Consider the following 17162-nt stretch of genomic DNA (forward strand, 5'->3'; position numbering starts at 1 on the left):
AGTTTTTATAAATGTATAAAAATTGTTTTTGAGCTTAACTATTCAACACCGGGAGTAACTAATTTAAATGTTCCTTTTTCAGCATCCATTTTAGCTGAAATACCATTCGGAATGGTTACATTATCGTCTATATGCCCGATCATAGCTCCTGAAAAGGCCGGGATACCAAGAGGTTTAATGTAGTGGTCTATCACTTCTTCGAGGGTAAGGGAGCCATAACCGCTTCCGCCAGGTTTACAGCTGCTGCATTTTCCGAAGATGAATCCGCTTATTTTATCAAAGACACCTCCTAAATAGAGCTGAGACATCATCCTGTCTACGGCATAAATTTGTTCTCCTACATCTTCCAGATATAAGATTTTCCCTTCCCAATCTGTAGGAAAGTATTTCGATCCCATAATTCCGGTCATCACAGAAAGGTTTCCTCCGAGCAACTGCCCGGTAACTGTTCCTGGAGTAATAGTCCTGATCCTGTTTTTAGTTTGTGTAAGTTGCTCACCTGTGCCTTCGGGATTTTCATAAAGAATCGCTTCTTTCTCAAAAAGCAGTTTCTTTAAGTGACCGCTGCTAAAGGAATTCCATACCGAAACTGCAACAGGGCCATGATAAGTTACGAGTCTGGTTTTTTGAAAAATTGCCAGGTGAAGGGCGGTGATATCGCTGTATCCAATAAAAACCTTTGGGTTTTGAGCTATAGCTTCATAATCCAGTTTGTCAAGTATTCTGGCTGCTCCTGAACCACCTCTAAGGGCGATTATTGCATTTACTTCAGGGTCCCGAAACATTTCATTGAGCTCTTCGGCACGTTCTTCGTCGCTTCCGGCCAGGTGGCCATAGCGGTTCTTAACGTGGCTCCCGAACTTAACATTTAGCCCCAGAGCTTCAAAAGATTCTTTAGCGATCTCAAAGGGTTCGGTTTCAAAAATCGCGCTGGCAGGGCTAACAATTCCAATGGTTTGTCCGGCTTCCAAGGCTTTTGGGATTAATACTTCTGAGATTTTTCTTCCGGAGAAATCCAGTTTGTCTGAAAAAGAACTCAGCGGGAAAGCCAGGCTTCCCAAGCCTATATTCTGTACAAAGGTTCTTCTTTTCATTTTTTAAAATTTTTATCCCAATTTGGGAATTAGGCGCAGAATTATAATCATGTTCCTGTATGCTGCCATTTTCAGGTCCGACAGCATGCCGGTTTCATTCCCTAAAAATTCTATAAACCGAAATTAGCCATTTTTATTTACTTCCGTTTTATTTTTTAGTAATTGTCCCTAATCTGTAACAGCACCTGTTCCATGCCCTCTTTAAGTTTGGAGGTTGGAATGGTGTAATTGCTATTCATAAAACTAAAAACCAGTAATTTTCCTTTTTTGGTAAGCAAATATCCACTTAGGCTATGATTGTGGCGCAAGGTGCCGGTTTTTGCAAAAATGTATGGTTCTTCAGCTTTATAATAATTTCTAAGAGTGCCGGAGTGGCCGCCTGTTGCCAGTAAGGAAAGCAACCGATCTTCTGGTACTTCCTCTTTTATTTTAAGGAGTAAACTTATCATGGTACGGGGAGTAAACAAATTGTATCTGGATAAGCCCGATCCGTCAACCCAATAAAGCTCGTCCGGGAGATTCTTCAGGTGAGTTTTTTTCATGTGCTTGATAGCGATATCGCTTTTTAGCGTGTCACTTATCGCCTGGGCGGCCATTAGTAAGATTTGTTCGGCTATGAAATTATCACTCACTTGCATCATCCTTTTATACATACTATCTACAGGGATACTATAAATCTTTTCTGAAAAATCCATTTTAGGTTTTTTCTTTATGAAAACCGGTTTATTAAGGGTATCACTTAAAAGAGCTGCGGCTGTTTCGGCGGAATAATGAAAGGGCACATTTTGGGTGAAATCCTTTTCTTTTTTTGGATTTTGAAACAGGAATATATTGCTGTGTAGTTCCCTTCTGACTCTTGTTTTTTCCATATTTGAAATGACTATGGAATCAGAAAATATAGCCGGAATAATCTCTGGTTTTTCCTTCCCTGATTTAAAAGTGAATTCTACCAGATTGCCATAAATTGGAAAAGGAGTCCTTTCCGCAGAATAATATGAATTGAAATCATCCCAGGCCCAGCCAGGCCCCTGATGTTTTTCCACATAAACCGGCGGAACCATAACCAGAGTCTCATTTCTATCTTTTAAAAACGGAATGACCGGTGAATTGGGGAGATTAGGGTTTAGAAGTGAGGGATCCCCTGTGCCCGTAAAAAACAGGCTGTCATTTTTGATGGTGTATTTAAGGGCAGCCACAGAGTCCCCCAGGATCTTTAAGCCAGTATAAAGGCTAAATAGTTTTGTGTTTGAGGCTGGGGTGAAATATTTTTCCCCATTGCGGTTATATAATATTTTTTTCGCTTCGGGGTCATAAACCATAAATCCGGCAAAGCCTTGTTTAAAGGCAGGTAATTCCTTAAAACTTTTATCAATATTTTTTGTGGTTCGCTTGGAAACAGAGCAGGAACCAAACAAAATAACTAGTCCGAAGAGTATTAATGGACGGATATTCATCTTTTGAGAAATTTGAGGTTATTAATGTATTGAGACTTATGCCGCACTTTTCGTAAATATTAGTTTTTTTAATATAGCTTATTTAAAATATTATCAAAACTTTATTTTATAGTTAAGATAAATCCTTGAAATATGCGCAATTTATATATATTTAAGAATTATTAGCAAAATTATAACAACAAACAGAATGAGAAACAAACTTACACTAATGGTTTTATTAGCCATTTTTCAGATTTCCAGTATTTTCGCTCAGGAGCGTACAGTGTCTGGTACCGTTACTGTTGCCAGTGATGGTATGCCGCTGCCGGGTGTGAATGTTCTGGTGAAAGGAACCAATCAGGGAACTGTGACCGATATGGACGGGGAATATTCCATTGATGTTACTCCCGATGCAGTCTTGGTATTTTCCTCGCTTGGTTTCGAGCCACAGGAAGTAACTGTGAACAATCAAACCACTATTAATATTGAAATGGTGGAGGATTTGGAAAGTTTGGGAGAAGTAGTAGTTACCGCTCTCGGTATATCCAGAGAAAAGAAATCCTTAGGGTATTCTACCCAGGAGGTTGATGGTGAGGATATGAATTTAACAAATGAGCAGAATGTTTTAGGTTCACTTGCTGGTAGAGTTGCCGGCGTTCAGGTTACCGGGTCCTCAGGGGCTAGTATGGGAGGAACCCAGAAGATAAAAATTCGTGGAGTGAATTCCATAAGTGGTGGGGACCAACCCTTAATAGTTGTTGATGGTACTCCAATTTCCAACGCTAACTTTTCAGGAAGTGCCGGAGCAGATTTTGGAAACTTAGGACAGGATGTTAACCCAAGTGATATTGAATCTGTAAATGTACTTAAAGGCCCAGCAGCTTCTGCGCTTTACGGAATACGTGGTCAATACGGGGTAATTATGATTACTACGAAAAAAGGTCAAAGGGGAGTGAAAGATGTGCAGGTTCAAATAAATTCATCTTTTTCTATAGAAACAGCTGGAAACTTTTTGCCTAAACAAAATATGTACGGTGCGGGATCAAGTCAGTCGTTCTCAACACTACCTAATGGCGACCCTTATGTAGCGATAAGCGTTGATGAAAGCTGGGGACCAAAAATGGATGGCACACCGGTAAGGCAGGTCTTTAGTTTTTATCCACAGGATCCAACCTACGGTCAATTAACACCATTTGTTCCACACCCTGATAATATTGAAAATTATTATGAAACCGGGTATAACCTCAATAATGGGGTGACGGTTTCTGGTGGGAACGAGAATACCACCTTTAGATTAAGTCTCAATGACACACGTATAGAGGGAGTGGAGCCTAACACTTATTTAAATAGAAATAATTTAGGTTTAAGTGCTGCGCTCGATCTTTCTGAGGAGCTCACCCTTTCAACTAATATTAACTACGCAAGGAATGATGCCAGAAGACCAGGACAGGGTTCTGAATATGGTGTGGCTTACTTCAACCAGTGGTTTCAGAGGAATCTCGATATGAACCGTTTAAAAGATTATAAATATGACGACGGAACATTTCTTCATTGGAACCTGCGTAATCCCAGTTCTTCAACCGGAGAAATAACTAATTTCAGCCCGTTGTACTGGAACAATCCTTATTTTGATGCCTATGAAAATACATCCGAAGATACCCGGGACAGGTTCTTTGGAGATGTTTCCCTGAAATATCAAATTACACCGGAAATTGAAATCTCCGGGGCAATAAGATCAGATATGTATACTCAGAATATTGAAGGTAGGACTGCCTTTGGCGGGAAGAGCTTACCTGGATACTCTGTAGGGAAATACCAGAATAAAGAATTTAATTATGAATTGATCGCTCAGTATAATAAAAAGTTTGAGGAGTTTTCTGTAAACGGGACTATTGGTGGGAATATTTATAATCGTAATTATACTTACTTATCTCAAGCTACAGTTGGTGGCTTGTCTGCACCAGGCTTCTATAATATTGATGCGTCAATAGACCGTCCTTCGACTACTTCTTATAAATTAGAGAAGCAGATTAGAAGTGCTTTTGGTATGATTTCTTTAGGTTATTTAGATACCTATTTTGTGGATGCTTCTATTAGAAACGATAATTCTTCGGCCTTACCAGAAGACAATAACTCATATTGGTATCCGTCTATTTCCGGGAGTATGATTTTTAGTGAACTTATAGAATCTGATCTCCTGACTTTTGGAAAATTGAGAGCCAGTTATGCTCAGGCGGGGTCAGACCTTAGTCCTTATCAAACCACTCCGGCTTATGGTGTAGGGACGGTTTATGGAAATATAAATACCTTATATGTTCCTGATAATTTGAATAACCCTGATATAGAGCCTTCTTTTGCTCATTCCTACGAAGCAGGGGTTGATCTTAGATTTCTAAAAAACAGATTAGGTTTGGATTTCACCTATTATCTGCAAAAAAATAAAAATCAAATCATCAATCTTGATGTATCAGGAGCAAGTGGTTATAGTTCAAGTACTATTAATGCAGGTCTTATCCAGAATCAAGGGATAGAGCTAACCTTATCGGGACAGCCAATTAAAACGGAGGATTTTCTATGGGATGCAGTTTTTAACATTAATAGAAACCGAAGTGAAGTGGTTGAATTGGCCCCGGGGATTGATGTATATACCTATGGGTCTACCACCTATTCCAGTGTGTCCAGTTACCTGAATTCTTATGAAGGTGAGCCCTTTGGAAGTCTAATCGGACAAGCTTATCAAAGAGATGAAGCTACCGGAGAAATTCTACTGGATCAAAATAATATGCCTTTATATACAGATGCTACTTATAATTTTGGTTCGGTACTTCCCGATTTCACCGGAGGTTTTCAGAACACAATCCGCTATAAAAACTTCAATCTGGTAGCAATGATTGATTTCCAGGGTGGAGGACAATTCTTTAGCCGCTCAAAAATGTTGGGGGTAAGAACAGGTCAGGACCCGCTTACGGTTGCAATGAATGATAGAGGAATGAATGTAAGAGATCCTCTTGAAGATGGAGGTGGAGTGAAAGTAACTGGAATTTCTGCCGAAACCGGCCAACCCGTTGAAGCTTATGTGGATGCCAGATCTTATTACCGGAATGTTGTTGGGAGAAGAATCTATGAAGAATGGCTATATGACGCTTCCTATATTAAACTTAGAGAAATTAGACTGGGATATACCTTTGGGGAAAATTTAATGAGTAAGCTTCCTTTTGATACGGTGAATTTAGCCCTTATAGCGCGAAACCCCGCCATGATCTGGCAGGATGCTCCAGATGGTATAGATCCATCTGCAATTTCTACTGGTAGTCAGTCAATTAGTTGGTACGAATCAGGACAGTTGGCAACGGTAAGATCTTACGGGATTAACCTAAACATCACATTTTAAAAATTATCGCGATGAAAAAAACATTTATAATATTACTCTTGTCGACCTTCATTCTAGGAAGTTGTAGTGACTTTGATGAAGATATCAATATAAACCCAAACCTCCCTAATCAGGCTTCCGGGACACAATTGATTGCTAGCGCCCAACTTTATTTGCCTGGCCTTGCTTCCTCTCCCAAAGGGGAATTTATGGCTCAGTATCTGGCCGAAACGCAATACGTGGGAACTTCTTTATATCCTCAGGAAAGCACAAGTTTCTATGGATATTATCAGGGACCCTTGGCAAACCTTCAAACAGTTCTGGATTCAGAGGATCTTAGCGGCTCTGATGGACCTATTGCTAATCAGATAGCTGTTGCGAAGATACTTAGAGCGTATTTTTACTGGAATTTAACCGACCGTTGGGGGGATATTCCCTATTCTGATGCTTTGATGGGCTCTGAAAATTTTACTCCAAAATATGATACTCAGGAATTTATCTATAATAATCTATTTAGTGAATTGAAAGAAGCTAATGATATGATGGTTGCCGGAAGCATAAACAACGATATTGTCTATAATGGAGATATGGCTAAATGGAAAAAGCTTGGAAATACTATTAGGCTTTTTATGGCACTACGACTTTCTGAAGTAGATGAAAATACTGCGCGGGAAGAATTTAATGCAGCCTTAGAGGCTGGAGTTATAACATCCAATAACGATAATCTCGTATTTCAACATTTAGCTGATGCAAACAACCAAAATTACTGGTATAGTCAGGTTGTCGCCAGTAACCGTGAATGGTGGGCTTTAACCGAGAATCTTGTTGAAGAGATGAAACCGGTCAATGATCCTCGACTTGAGGTTTACGGAGATCCTGCGAGAGCTACAGGGGAGTACATAGGACTTAAATTTGGTGAAGAAGAGAACATAGGAACGGAAGATTATTCTCTTCTTGGGTCTCAAATTTTTGCTCAGGATGCACCCGTTTACCTGGTTACTTATGCACAGGTTTTGTTTGCAAAAGCCGAAGCTGCTGCCCGCAACTGGACCACCGAAGGCGATGCCGCTACTTACTACGAAGAAGCTGTAGAAGCTTCCATGGAACAATGGACCGGAAGCTCAGATGGTGTAGATGAATTTCTTAATCAACCTGAAATTGCTTTTGACCCCGATAATGCCATTGAGAAAATTTCTAACCAGCGCTGGGTTCATTTGTATATGTTTGGTTATGAAGCCTGGTCAGAATGGAGAAGAACCGGTTTCCCTAATGATTTAGTAGAACCAAATGGTGCCGCCGTGCCAAACCGTTTAAGCTACCCAGATAATGAGGCTTTTAATAATGAGGCTAATTATAATGAGGCAGTGCAACGCCAGTTTGGTGGAGAAGATAGTATCTATGGTAAAGTCTGGTGGGACGAATAGAAATCAATTAATTTAGAAGGGCTGCTTTTTTAGCGGCTCTTTTTAATTTCAGAAAAAATGAAAAGACTTTTTTTAATCATAACGGTGATCCTTTTTGCTTCCTGCGCTCCCACCCGCGAAGTAAACTATCTTATTATAGATAAGCCTATAAATTTTAATGAAGAGCGCCGGGAACTCAGCCTGGATTATATCAAAGAGCGTTATGATCTGGTGAAGGCTAACTCGAAGATAATCCCAAAAATGATCGTTTTACATTGGACGGCCATACCAACACTAGAGGCTTCTTTCAATGCTTTCAATCCCGTAAAATTGCCTGGAGCCCGGGCTGATATTCAGAAAGCCGGCGCCTTGAATGTTTCCGCGCATTTTTTGGTACATCGCAATGGAGAAATTTACCGACTTATGCCTGAAAAACTTATGGCCAGACACGTCATCGGGCTTAATCATGTCGCCATTGGGATAGAAAATGTAGGTGGAACCCCAAAAACGCCTTTAACTCAGGCGCAGATCGATGCTAACATCTGGTTGGTGAATTACCTGGCAAATAAATACAATATCGATTATCTTATTGGTCATTATGAATACACTAATTTTGAAAACCATCCGCTTTGGAAAGAAAAAGATAGTGGCTATCGCACTCAGAAAACCGATCCCGGGGAAGATTTCATGGAAGCCGTTAGAAATGCGACCAAAAATTTTAATTTTAAACCCATTCCCCAATCTTAATTTTTAGAAAATGAAGAAACTTCAGTTTTTACCAATTTTCTTTTTGCTTTTCAGTTTCGGGCTTTCGGCTCAACAGGAATTTTATAAAGAGCTTTATGAAAAATATCCTGATTATAAGGAAGAAGATGTCAAACAGAGAAGATTTACCCACGATCTGGTTGTCGACTTAATTGCTAAGCAAGAGAAAAATTCCTACTTCAGGATTAACAAAGTTGGAGAATCTATAGAAGGGAGGAGTTTAAATCTTTTGAGCATTGGTTCCGGGAAGATTGATGTGCTGCTATGGTCGCAAATGCATGGAGATGAATCTACAGCTACCATGGCGCTATTTGATATTTTTAATTTCCTGAATTCGGAAGATTTTAAAACCGAAAAAGATGTAATGCTGAAGGAGGTTACTTTGCATTTTCTACCTATGCTCAATCCCGATGGCGCCGAAAAGTTTCAAAGACGGAATGCATTAGGAATAGATTTGAATCGGGATGCGCTAAGATTACAATCGCCCGAAAGTAAAACCCTGAAGATGGTGAGAGATAGTCTCGATGCCGATTTTGGATTCAATCTTCACGACCAGAGTCGATATTACAATGCAGAAGGCACTAATAAGCCTGCAAGCATTTCCTATTTAGCTCCGGCTTATAATTATGAAAAATCCATCAATGAAGTTCGCGGCAATGCTATGAAGCTAATTGTGATCATGAATAATATAATTCAGAATTACGCTCCCGGGCAGGTAGGCAGGTACAACGATGATTTCGAGCCTCGTGCTTTTGGGGATAATATTCAGAAGTGGGGCACCAGCACCATCTTGATCGAAAGTGGCGGATATCCAAACGACCCGGAAAAACAGGAAATAAGAAAGCTGAATTTTGTGTCAATTCTGGCCGCTATTTTCGCTATTGCGGAAGAAGATTATAAAACGATAGCTATTTCGGAATATGAAAGTATTCCGCAGAATGACTCCAGACTCTATGACCTGAAATTAACAGAAGTCACTTACGAATTGTTGGGCAATGAATATATCCTGGATCTGGGAATGAACCATAGGGAAGTTCCGGGAAATACGCCTCAGGAATATTTCTATCGTGCTTATGTGGCAGATCGGGGAGATCTTTCTACTAATTATGCTTACAAGAGCAAAGAGCTTTCAGGTTATAAACTAAGTTCAGGAAGGGTGTATCCAGAAATTTTAAAGGATTTGGAGGCAGTAGAGAAATTGGATTTTAATAAGCTGCTGGAACAGGCCTATGCCTACGTCCAGGTTGAAAATCTACCTGAAAACGAGCATTTCACAGATTATCCCGTAAACCTTGTTACTCCCAATTTCAAAGTTGCAGAAGATATTTCTCATTCCTTTTTTCTCGAGAAAGATGGAAAGCCTGAATACGCGGTTATAAACGGCTTTCTGGTTAAAACGGATGAAGAACTTTCCGCAGTAGAAAATGCATTGATCCTGCGCCAATAATCATCATCTAATAATCACAGCCTAAAGCTGGGATGAAAAAAAGGATATTCCGTATCTTTGCGCGCTATGATTACAGAAGAGACAAGAACGCTGGTTGATGAGGGGATTATGCTTCCGTTAATGGAAGAATTTTATACCATTCAGGGAGAAGGCTTCCATAAAGGAACTGCCGCATATTTTATAAGAATTGGTGGCTGCGATGTTGGGTGCCATTGGTGCGACGTGAAGGAAAGTTGGGATGCAGGCCTGCATCCGCCTACTCATATTGGCGAAATTATTGAAAATGCTACTAAACACAGTGATACTGTGGTGGTGACAGGTGGAGAGCCTTTAACCTGGGATATGACCCAACTCACTCAGGGTTTAAAAAATAAAGGAAGTAAGATTCATATTGAAACTTCTGGAGCATATAAGTTAACCGGCCTGTGGGACTGGATCTGTCTTTCTCCAAAAAAGAAAAAACTTCCAACTGATGAGATTTATCCTTTGGCTAATGAACTTAAGATGATCATTTTTAATAAGCACGACTTTAAGTTCGCCGAAGAGCAGGCAGCGAAGGTAAGTGATAATTGCATTCTTTATCTTCAGCCGGAATGGAGCAAAAGGGATAAAATGATGCCGTTAATCGTAGATTATGTAATGAAAAATCCGAAGTGGAAAGTGTCACTTCAAACTCATAAATATCTCAATATCCCATAAAAAAACGCCCTTATTCGGGCGTTTTTCAATTCTGAATCTTATACTAGTCAATATTTTTAAAAGGCACTTTAACGTATTTGTTGTCCCAGCCAATTAAGAGGTTAGTTCCACTATCGTCTCTGGCACGTTCAAAAGTCATAGATAGGTTTTCTATGTTTGTGGAAGATTCTCTAACAGGCACAGTAATTCTTACTATATCTTCCTCGTCGGTATATTCGTAAGCACCCCAGGTATGGATTTTCTGATTTAAAATTACGGTCCACTCTTTGTCCTTTGGAATAGAATATAGAGTATATGTGCCGGCTTTTACTACAGCATCGCCCACTTTCATATCTTTATAAAGGGTGAGCTCGGTAGCTTCATTTGCTCCCGTTCGCCATACTTGTCCGTAGGGTACTAGTTTTCCGAAAACAACTCTGTTACGTTTTTTTGGCCGGGAGTAAAGCACCCTGGCGATAACATCGTTATTGCTGTCGCGATAAATGGTAAGGTCCATTGGGCTGGCGTCCATCTTTGGGAAATTTGGGGAAGTGGTATCTCTCTCCTGAGCTTTTAACTGCGGAAACCCTGCTAAAAGAATAATTCCTAAAGTTGCGATTAAAACTTTCTTCATAGTGTGTTGGATTAATTTTTTCTTTAAATATAAGAGATATTGTATTAATTACAGAAGAGGACTGTAAAAAACATCAATAATTGTCAGGCAGTTATCTTGCCAGCTTTACATGACAAAACTTTTTAAGAGAAAATTAGTGTTTAAAGCTTTTTAATTTGCTTGAATATTGTGTTGTTTGTTGTTAAATGATAGCTAATAATGCTTTTTAGTTTCTAATATGAAACCTTCAGCGCATATTTGTCTTGAAATATTAAAGCAATTATTATGTGTGGAATTTTAGCAGTAATCGGAGATCGATTAAGTAAAGAGAAAGTGAGTGAGATTTCCAGGAGAATGTCTCATCGCGGACCGGATGAAAGTGGACTTCAAATTACAGAGGAAGGATACTTGTTAAGTCACGAAAGACTTTCTATTGTGGATTTGCAAACCGGGCAACAACCAATTAAAGGTACCAGTAAAGCCTGGATGATCCATAATGGTGAAATTTATAATCATCAATCACTGCGGGAAAATGAGCTGAAAAACCACCAATTCAGAACAGCAGGAGATTCTGAAGTAATCGTGCATATGTATGAAGAATATGGTTACGATTTTGTAGACAAACTCGATGGGGTTTTTGCATTTGTTGTGGTAGACGGGAAAGATTTTATTGCTGCCCGGGATCCAATTGGGGTTAAACCTTTGTACTATGGTACAGATGTCAACGGCGCGATCTGGTTTGCCAGTGAGATGAAAGCACTTAGTGATCAATGTACCAGTTTAGCTGCTTTTCCTCCAGGACATTATTATACGCCTGAAACCGGTTTTGTAGAATATTATAAACCAGATTGGTATGATTATACCAAAGCAGATAAAGAGCTTGACTTCAAAAAGCTTAGGGAAAGCCTGATTGCCGCAACAAAAAAACGTTTAATGGCCGATGTGCCGTTAGGCGTATTGTTGAGTGGTGGATTGGACTCCTCTCTTACTTCCTCGATAGCGGCAAGACTCATGAAGGAGAGTGGTCAAAAACTGCATTCTTTTTCCATAGGTTTGGATGAAAGTGCTCCCGATTTGGTGGCTGCACGCAAAGTGGCAGAATTTCTTGGAACCGAGCATCATGAGATTCATTTTAGCGTTGAAGAGGGAATTGAAATTCTGAAAAAACTGGTTTGGCATCTGGAAACTTACGATGTAACCTCTATTAGAGCCAGCACCCCAATGTATTTTCTTTCAAAAGCAATTAAAGAAGAAGGTGTGAAAGTAGTTCTTTCGGGAGAAGGAGCCGATGAGATCTTTGGAGGCTATCTCTATTTCAAAAATGCACCTTCTGCCAATGAATTCCAGAAGGAAACTATTCGAAGAGTACAAAGATTGGCCACTGCCGATTGTTTAAGGGCCGATAAATCTACAATGGCCCATGGGCTGGAAGCACGGGTTCCCTTTTTGGATAAGGCTTTTTTAGAGGTTGCTATGGAAACTCAGGCCAGGTATAAGATGCCAAAAACCTATGATGGAATAGAGAAATATATCGTAAGAAAAGCTTTTGATACTCCCAAAGAACCATTTTTGCCTGAAGAAGTGCTTTGGAGGCAAAAGGAGCAGTTTAGCGACGGTGTTGGGTACAGTTGGATAGATGAGCTTATTGCCTACGCTTCAGCTCGCGTTAGTGATTTGGAAATGGCGCAGGCAGCCGTAAAATATCCTCATAACACTCCGGCTACGAAGGAGGCTTATTTCTATCGGGAAATATTCGCTTCACATTTTCCGCAGGAAAGCGCAGCCAAAACTGTTAAAAGATGGATTCCAAAATGGCAGGAAGACCTGGATCCAAGTGGCCGGGCAAATACCTCCCATGTTGCATCAACAGCCAAAAAGGAACTTGAGGAATTGGCCCGGGCCTCATAAATTAAGTCTGTGGTTTGTAAGACCCGTAGGTCCAGGTATAAAATTACCTGTCTACGGGCTTTTTTTTGCACAAATTGTTAATAACTTAAGAGCTTAAAATCAGGCTTCCGCTAGCAAAAAATAAGGGTTTTGTTATATTTGTTCGTTATATAAAACAGACGAAATTAATTAAAGAATATATGAGCGAAGAACCCAAGAAACAATATTCGGCTGATAGTATCCAGGCGCTTGAAGGAATGGAGCATGTGCGCATGCGACCTTCGATGTATATTGGAGATACCGGGGTAAGAGGATTGCATCATTTGGTATATGAGGTGGTAGATAATTCCATAGATGAAGCTATGGCCGGCCACTGTGATACCATTAAAGTTACAATTAATGAAGATGGCTCGGTAACTACCGAAGATAATGGACGGGGAATTCCTATTGATCTCCATAAAAAGGAAGGTGTTTCTGCTCTTGAGGTGGTGATGACCAAGATTGGGGCCGGAGGGAAATTCGATAAAGATTCTTATAAAGTTTCCGGAGGTTTGCACGGGGTAGGAGTAAGTTGTGTGAATGCACTTTCTTCCACTTTGAAAGCCACAGTTTATCGAGACGGTAAAATCTGGGAGCAGGAATACGAACTTGGGAAACCTTTATATCCTGTTAAGCCGGTTGGAGAATCGGATAAGAACGGGACAATAATAACATTTAAACCTGATTCTTCCATATTTCAGCAAAGTGTAGATTATAGTTATGAGACCTTATCAAGCAGAATGCGCGAGCTGGCTTATTTGAATAAAGGTATACAGATCACTTTAACCGATAAGCGGGAGACTAATAAAGATGGGGAATTTCTATCTGAAAGATTTTATTCTGAAGAAGGGTTAAAAGAATTTATAAGATTCCTCGATGGTAATCGGGAGCCTATCATAAGCGATGTGATCGCGATTGAAGGTGAAAAAAATGATATTCCGGTTGAGGTAGCGATGGTATATAACACCTCCTTCAATGAAAATCTTCATTCTTACGTAAACAATATTAATACGCACGAAGGGGGAACGCATTTATCTGGGTTTAGACGTGGTTTAACCACTACGCTTAAGAAATATGCCGATGCCTCTGGAATGCTGGATAAGCTGAAATTTGAGATCACCGGGGATGACTTTCGTGAAGGTTTGACGGCGATTATTTCAGTGAAAGTAGCCGAACCTCAATTTGAGGGTCAAACAAAGACAAAACTTGGAAACAGGGAGGTGACATCAGCGGTATCTCAGGCAGTTTCAGAAATGCTTGAAAATTACCTTGAAGAAAATCCAAATGATGCCAAGACCATCGTTCAGAAGGTGATTCTTGCGGCCCAGGCCAGAAATGCCGCCAAGAAGGCCCGCGATATGGTTCAGCGTAAAACCGCGATGAGTATCGGTGGTTTGCCCGGCAAATTATCCGACTGTTCTGAGCAGGATCCTACCCAAAGTGAAGTTTTCCTCGTTGAGGGTGACTCGGCGGGTGGAACTGCCAAACAGGGTAGAGATCGAAAATTCCAGGCTATTCTTCCGTTAAGAGGTAAGATCCTTAATGTTGAAAAAGCAATGACACATCGTGTTTTTGATAATGAAGAAATCAAGAATATTTATACCGCCCTCGGGGTAACTATAGGTACAGACGACGATAGTAAGGCCCTGAATACCGATAAATTAAGATACCATAAAATTGTGATTATGTGTGATGCCGATGTGGATGGTAGTCACATTGAAACTCTTATTCTCACATTCTTCTTTAGGTATATGAAGGAGTTAATCGAGGGAGGTCATATTTACATTGCTACACCTCCGTTGTATCTCGTGAAAAAAGGAGGAAAGAAGCGTTATGCCTGGAGTGAAGAAGAAAGGGATGAGATTGCCGAAAGTTATAGCGGTGGAGTTCAAATTCAGCGATATAAAGGTCTTGGTGAGATGAATGCCGAGCAACTGTGGGATACAACTATGGATCCGGAAAGACGTAAACTGCGTCAGGTTAATATTGAAAACAGTAGTGAGGCAGATAGGATTTTCTCAATGCTTATGGGAGATGAGGTTCCACCGAGACGTGAATTTATTGAGAAGAACGCGAAATATGCAAATATAGACGCTTAAGCTTATAAGTCATTAAAACTAAAAAACCCGTGCCTATCACGGGTTTTTTAGTTTTAAGAATCTTTTTGAGTTTGGAGTTTTTTCCCAGGTTTTAAAATATGCTGCAAAGTATTTTTGCTATTTTTACTCCATTAACCAAATACTTTATATTGTGAAATACTCCATCAAATCTATCTTGATCATTTCTGTTATCCTGCTTTCTCATAAGGCTAATTCTCAAGAGGAGGAAATACGTTTAGCTCAAGATATTCTCTTTTTAGCTGATGAATTTGCCAGTCCGGCTGCATCCGGTGCTGCTTACCAGGCAGGGGCGGGTTGGTTTACCTCTGCCCAATCTTTGGATCCCTGGAAATTTGAAGTTTCTGTTCATGCTAATGGATTAATTGTGCCTTCAAGCAAAAAAACTTCTTCCGTATCTGAAAGTAATTTTCAGATACTGGAAATTGAAAATGGAAGTTCTGTGCAGATACCTACTGCATTCGGAGAAAAAACAGATATAAATTTTGTTGGTTACAAAGATGAAGTTATTCCAGCTCTTGACGGGGTTGATAAAGGCCTTATCCCTCACCCGTTTGTTCAAATTACAATGGGGCTGCCTTTTGAATCTGAATTCACCGTTAGGGCTTTGCCTGAGATGACTATAGACGATGTTAACTTTAGTACCTATGGGGCTGGGATAAAGCATAACTTTAGTCAGTACTTTATGTTTAACGAACCTGAAGATCTTCAGGTTTCTGCATTAATTACATACAGTAAATTTGAGGCTAATTATGCATTTGATCCAATAAATATACAGGATTTTGCGGTACTTGAATTGATTGAAGTAGATGGTGATCTTTGGCTTTTTGAAGCTTTAGCGTCAAAACGTTATGAGAATTTTGAAATATTCGGTGCTCTTGGTGCAACAAATTCAAACTTTGCTTATGCGATGGACGGCAGTGGACCATTTTTAGGAAATATAAACACAGCACTGGAAACCCTGGGAGAAGATGAGCTACAGTTTAAAGGAGACATAGGTTTTAATCTATACTTCAATAAATTTAAGTGGAGCACTATGGTAACGGCAGGAAAGTTCTTTAATATAAACCTTGGTCTGCATTTCAGGATTTAAGGCCTTGGTTTTTACTTCTTTCTATTAGTAAAGCTTTCCCTTATTTCGTATTTTCGCTAGGAACTAATATTAATTGATATAATATATATAATATGAAAGTTACAATAGTTGGAGCTGGTGCTGTAGGTGCCAGCTGTGCAGAATATGTAGCCATCAAGGATTTTGCTTCTGAAGTGGTGCTTCTGGATATTAAAGAAGGCTATGCTGAAGGAAAAGCGATGGACCTTATGCAAACTGCAACGCTTAATGGTTTTGATACCAAAATTACCGGAACTACCGGCGATTATTCGAAAACTGCTAATAGTGATGTTGCCGTAATTACCAGTGGAATCCCACGTAAACCGGGAATGACCAGAGAAGAATTGATTGGGATTAACGCAGGGATTGTGAAAGAAGTTGCTGCAAACCTTATTAAGCACTCTCCTGATGTTACTCTTATTGTGGTTAGTAATCCTATGGATACCATGACTTACCTGGTACATAAGACTACAAACCTTCCAAAAAACAGGATCATTGGAATGGGAGGAGCTCTTGATAGTGCCCGTTTCAAGTTTCGTTTGAGTGAAGCTTTGGAATGTCCTCCATCTGATGTTGATGGACTGGTGATTGGTGGTCACAGTGATACCGGAATGGTGCCGCTTACAAGACTGGCAACAAGAAACTCTGTTCCGGTAACGGCATTTTTATCAGAAGATCGTTTAAATCAGGTTTCAGAAGACACTAAAGTTGGGGGCGCAACTCTAACCAAATTATTGGGAACCTCGGCCTGGTATGCACCAGGAGCGGCTGTATCTGCACTTGTTCAGGCAATTGCCTGCGATCAGAAAAAAATGTTCCCCTGTTCTGCAATGCTCGAAGGAGAATATGGGCTTAATGATATTTGTATTGGTGTGCCGGCTATCTTAGGGAAAGATGGTCTTGAAAAGATCGTTGAACTCGAACTTAGCGATGCTGAAAGTTCTAAAATGAAAGAAAGCGCAGAAGGCGTTAAAAAAACCAATACTTTACTGGAAGTTTAAAAACTGAAAAGTTTAAATAATTTCTTAAAAAAGGCTGCAGTTTCTGTGGCCTTTTTAGGGTTGAAAAGTTAAATTATTCCAAAAAAAAATATTGGGATTTGATTTTTGAAACCCTATATTTGTCCGTTTTTAAAATCGACCTAATTAATTATAATTTAAGGAATAATGCAGAACAAAGGACTGATTAAGGTTTTTGCAATTTTA

At 39.8% G+C, this 17162-nt stretch carries 12 protein-coding genes; 9 read left to right on the top strand and 3 right to left on the bottom strand.

All coding sequences use genetic code 11. The annotated features are described in order from the left end of the window. Positions 1-38 precede the first annotated feature (38 nt). Together VIM94_RS00515 and VIM94_RS00520 are read right to left on the bottom strand one after the other, a co-directional pair. Positions 39-1094: an LD-carboxypeptidase gene (locus VIM94_RS00515; protein WP_332037334.1), complete on the bottom strand. Its 1056-nt coding sequence runs from the start codon at positions 1092-1094 to the stop codon at positions 39-41. 155 nt (positions 1095-1249) lie between these two features. Beyond that, complete coding sequence (locus tag VIM94_RS00520; RefSeq protein ID WP_332037335.1) at positions 1250-2548, bottom strand: D-alanyl-D-alanine carboxypeptidase/D-alanyl-D-alanine-endopeptidase; 1299 nt, start codon at positions 2546-2548, stop codon at positions 1250-1252. Positions 2549-2735: 187 nt separating this feature from the next. Between VIM94_RS00520 and VIM94_RS00525 the strand changes: the two genes are divergently transcribed. The 5 genes from VIM94_RS00525 (at position 2736) to VIM94_RS00545 (ending at position 10211) form a co-directional block, all read left to right on the top strand. Then, entirely contained in the window at positions 2736-5918 is a 3183-nt protein-coding gene (locus VIM94_RS00525; protein ID WP_332037336.1) for a SusC/RagA family TonB-linked outer membrane protein, read from the top strand. Between the two features lie 11 nt (positions 5919-5929). Next, the gene (locus tag VIM94_RS00530; protein WP_332037337.1) at positions 5930-7321 is read left to right on the top strand and encodes a SusD/RagB family nutrient-binding outer membrane lipoprotein; all 1392 of its coding nucleotides are present in this window, start codon (positions 5930-5932) and stop codon (positions 7319-7321) included. Between the two features lie 57 nt (positions 7322-7378). After that, a complete protein-coding gene (locus tag VIM94_RS00535; RefSeq protein WP_332037338.1) occupies positions 7379-8047 on the top strand; it encodes a peptidoglycan recognition family protein in 669 nt (222 codons plus the stop codon). Between the two features lie 10 nt (positions 8048-8057). Next, positions 8058-9512, top strand: a complete 1455-nt coding sequence (locus VIM94_RS00540) for a M14 metallopeptidase family protein (protein ID WP_332037339.1) — start codon at positions 8058-8060, stop codon at positions 9510-9512. Positions 9513-9578: 66 nt separating this feature from the next. Then, positions 9579-10211, top strand: a complete 633-nt coding sequence (locus VIM94_RS00545; RefSeq protein WP_332037340.1) for a 7-carboxy-7-deazaguanine synthase QueE — start codon at positions 9579-9581, stop codon at positions 10209-10211. A gap of 43 nt (positions 10212-10254) precedes the next feature. Here VIM94_RS00545 and VIM94_RS00550 read toward each other — a convergent pair whose 3' ends face one another. Then, positions 10255-10824 (bottom strand): DUF2911 domain-containing protein, encoded by a 570-nt coding sequence (locus VIM94_RS00550; RefSeq protein ID WP_332037341.1) that lies wholly within the window; start codon positions 10822-10824, stop codon positions 10255-10257. A 264-nt stretch (positions 10825-11088) separates the two neighbouring features. Here VIM94_RS00550 and asnB point away from each other — a divergent pair, with 264 nt between their 5' ends. From asnB to VIM94_RS00570, 4 genes are all read left to right on the top strand, one after another. Further along, entirely contained in the window at positions 11089-12711 is a 1623-nt protein-coding gene (asnB, locus tag VIM94_RS00555; RefSeq protein ID WP_332037342.1) for an asparagine synthase B, read from the top strand. A gap of 179 nt (positions 12712-12890) precedes the next feature. Next, entirely contained in the window at positions 12891-14828 is a 1938-nt protein-coding gene (gene gyrB, locus VIM94_RS00560) for a DNA topoisomerase (ATP-hydrolyzing) subunit B (RefSeq protein WP_332037343.1), read from the top strand. Between the two features lie 151 nt (positions 14829-14979). Then, positions 14980-15939 carry a DUF6588 family protein gene (locus tag VIM94_RS00565; RefSeq protein ID WP_332037344.1) on the top strand — a complete coding sequence of 320 codons (960 nt, stop codon included), beginning with the start codon at positions 14980-14982 and terminating at the stop codon, positions 15937-15939. 92 nt (positions 15940-16031) lie between these two features. Continuing rightward, positions 16032-16958, top strand: coding sequence for a malate dehydrogenase (locus VIM94_RS00570; protein WP_332037345.1), 927 nt, complete (start codon positions 16032-16034; stop codon positions 16956-16958). The last annotated feature ends 204 nt before the right edge of the window (positions 16959-17162 follow it).

The organism is Salegentibacter sp., assembly GCF_036568425.1.
Lineage (GTDB): Bacteria > Bacteroidota > Bacteroidia > Flavobacteriales > Flavobacteriaceae > Salegentibacter.

Bases quoted from the DNA above. Each gene is read 5' to 3' on its own strand.
- VIM94_RS00550 (WP_332037341.1), bottom strand. From the start codon at position 10,824: ATGAAGAAAGTTTTAATCGCAACTTTAGGAATTATTCTTTTAGCAGGG.
- VIM94_RS00515 (WP_332037334.1), bottom strand. From the start codon at position 1,094: ATGAAAAGAAGAACCTTTGTACAGAATATAGGCTTGGGAAGCCTGGCT.
- gyrB (WP_332037343.1), top strand. From the start codon at position 12,891: ATGAGCGAAGAACCCAAGAAACAATATTCGGCTGATAGTATCCAGGCG.
- VIM94_RS00535 (WP_332037338.1), top strand. From the start codon at position 7,379: ATGAAAAGACTTTTTTTAATCATAACGGTGATCCTTTTTGCTTCCTGC.
- VIM94_RS00530 (WP_332037337.1), top strand. From the start codon at position 5,930: ATGAAAAAAACATTTATAATATTACTCTTGTCGACCTTCATTCTAGGA.
- VIM94_RS00520 (WP_332037335.1), bottom strand. From the start codon at position 2,548: ATGAATATCCGTCCATTAATACTCTTCGGACTAGTTATTTTGTTTGGT.
- VIM94_RS00540 (WP_332037339.1), top strand. From the start codon at position 8,058: ATGAAGAAACTTCAGTTTTTACCAATTTTCTTTTTGCTTTTCAGTTTC.
- VIM94_RS00545 (WP_332037340.1), top strand. From the start codon at position 9,579: ATGATTACAGAAGAGACAAGAACGCTGGTTGATGAGGGGATTATGCTT.
- VIM94_RS00525 (WP_332037336.1), top strand. From the start codon at position 2,736: ATGAGAAACAAACTTACACTAATGGTTTTATTAGCCATTTTTCAGATT.
- VIM94_RS00570 (WP_332037345.1), top strand. From the start codon at position 16,032: ATGAAAGTTACAATAGTTGGAGCTGGTGCTGTAGGTGCCAGCTGTGCA.
- asnB (WP_332037342.1), top strand. From the start codon at position 11,089: ATGTGTGGAATTTTAGCAGTAATCGGAGATCGATTAAGTAAAGAGAAA.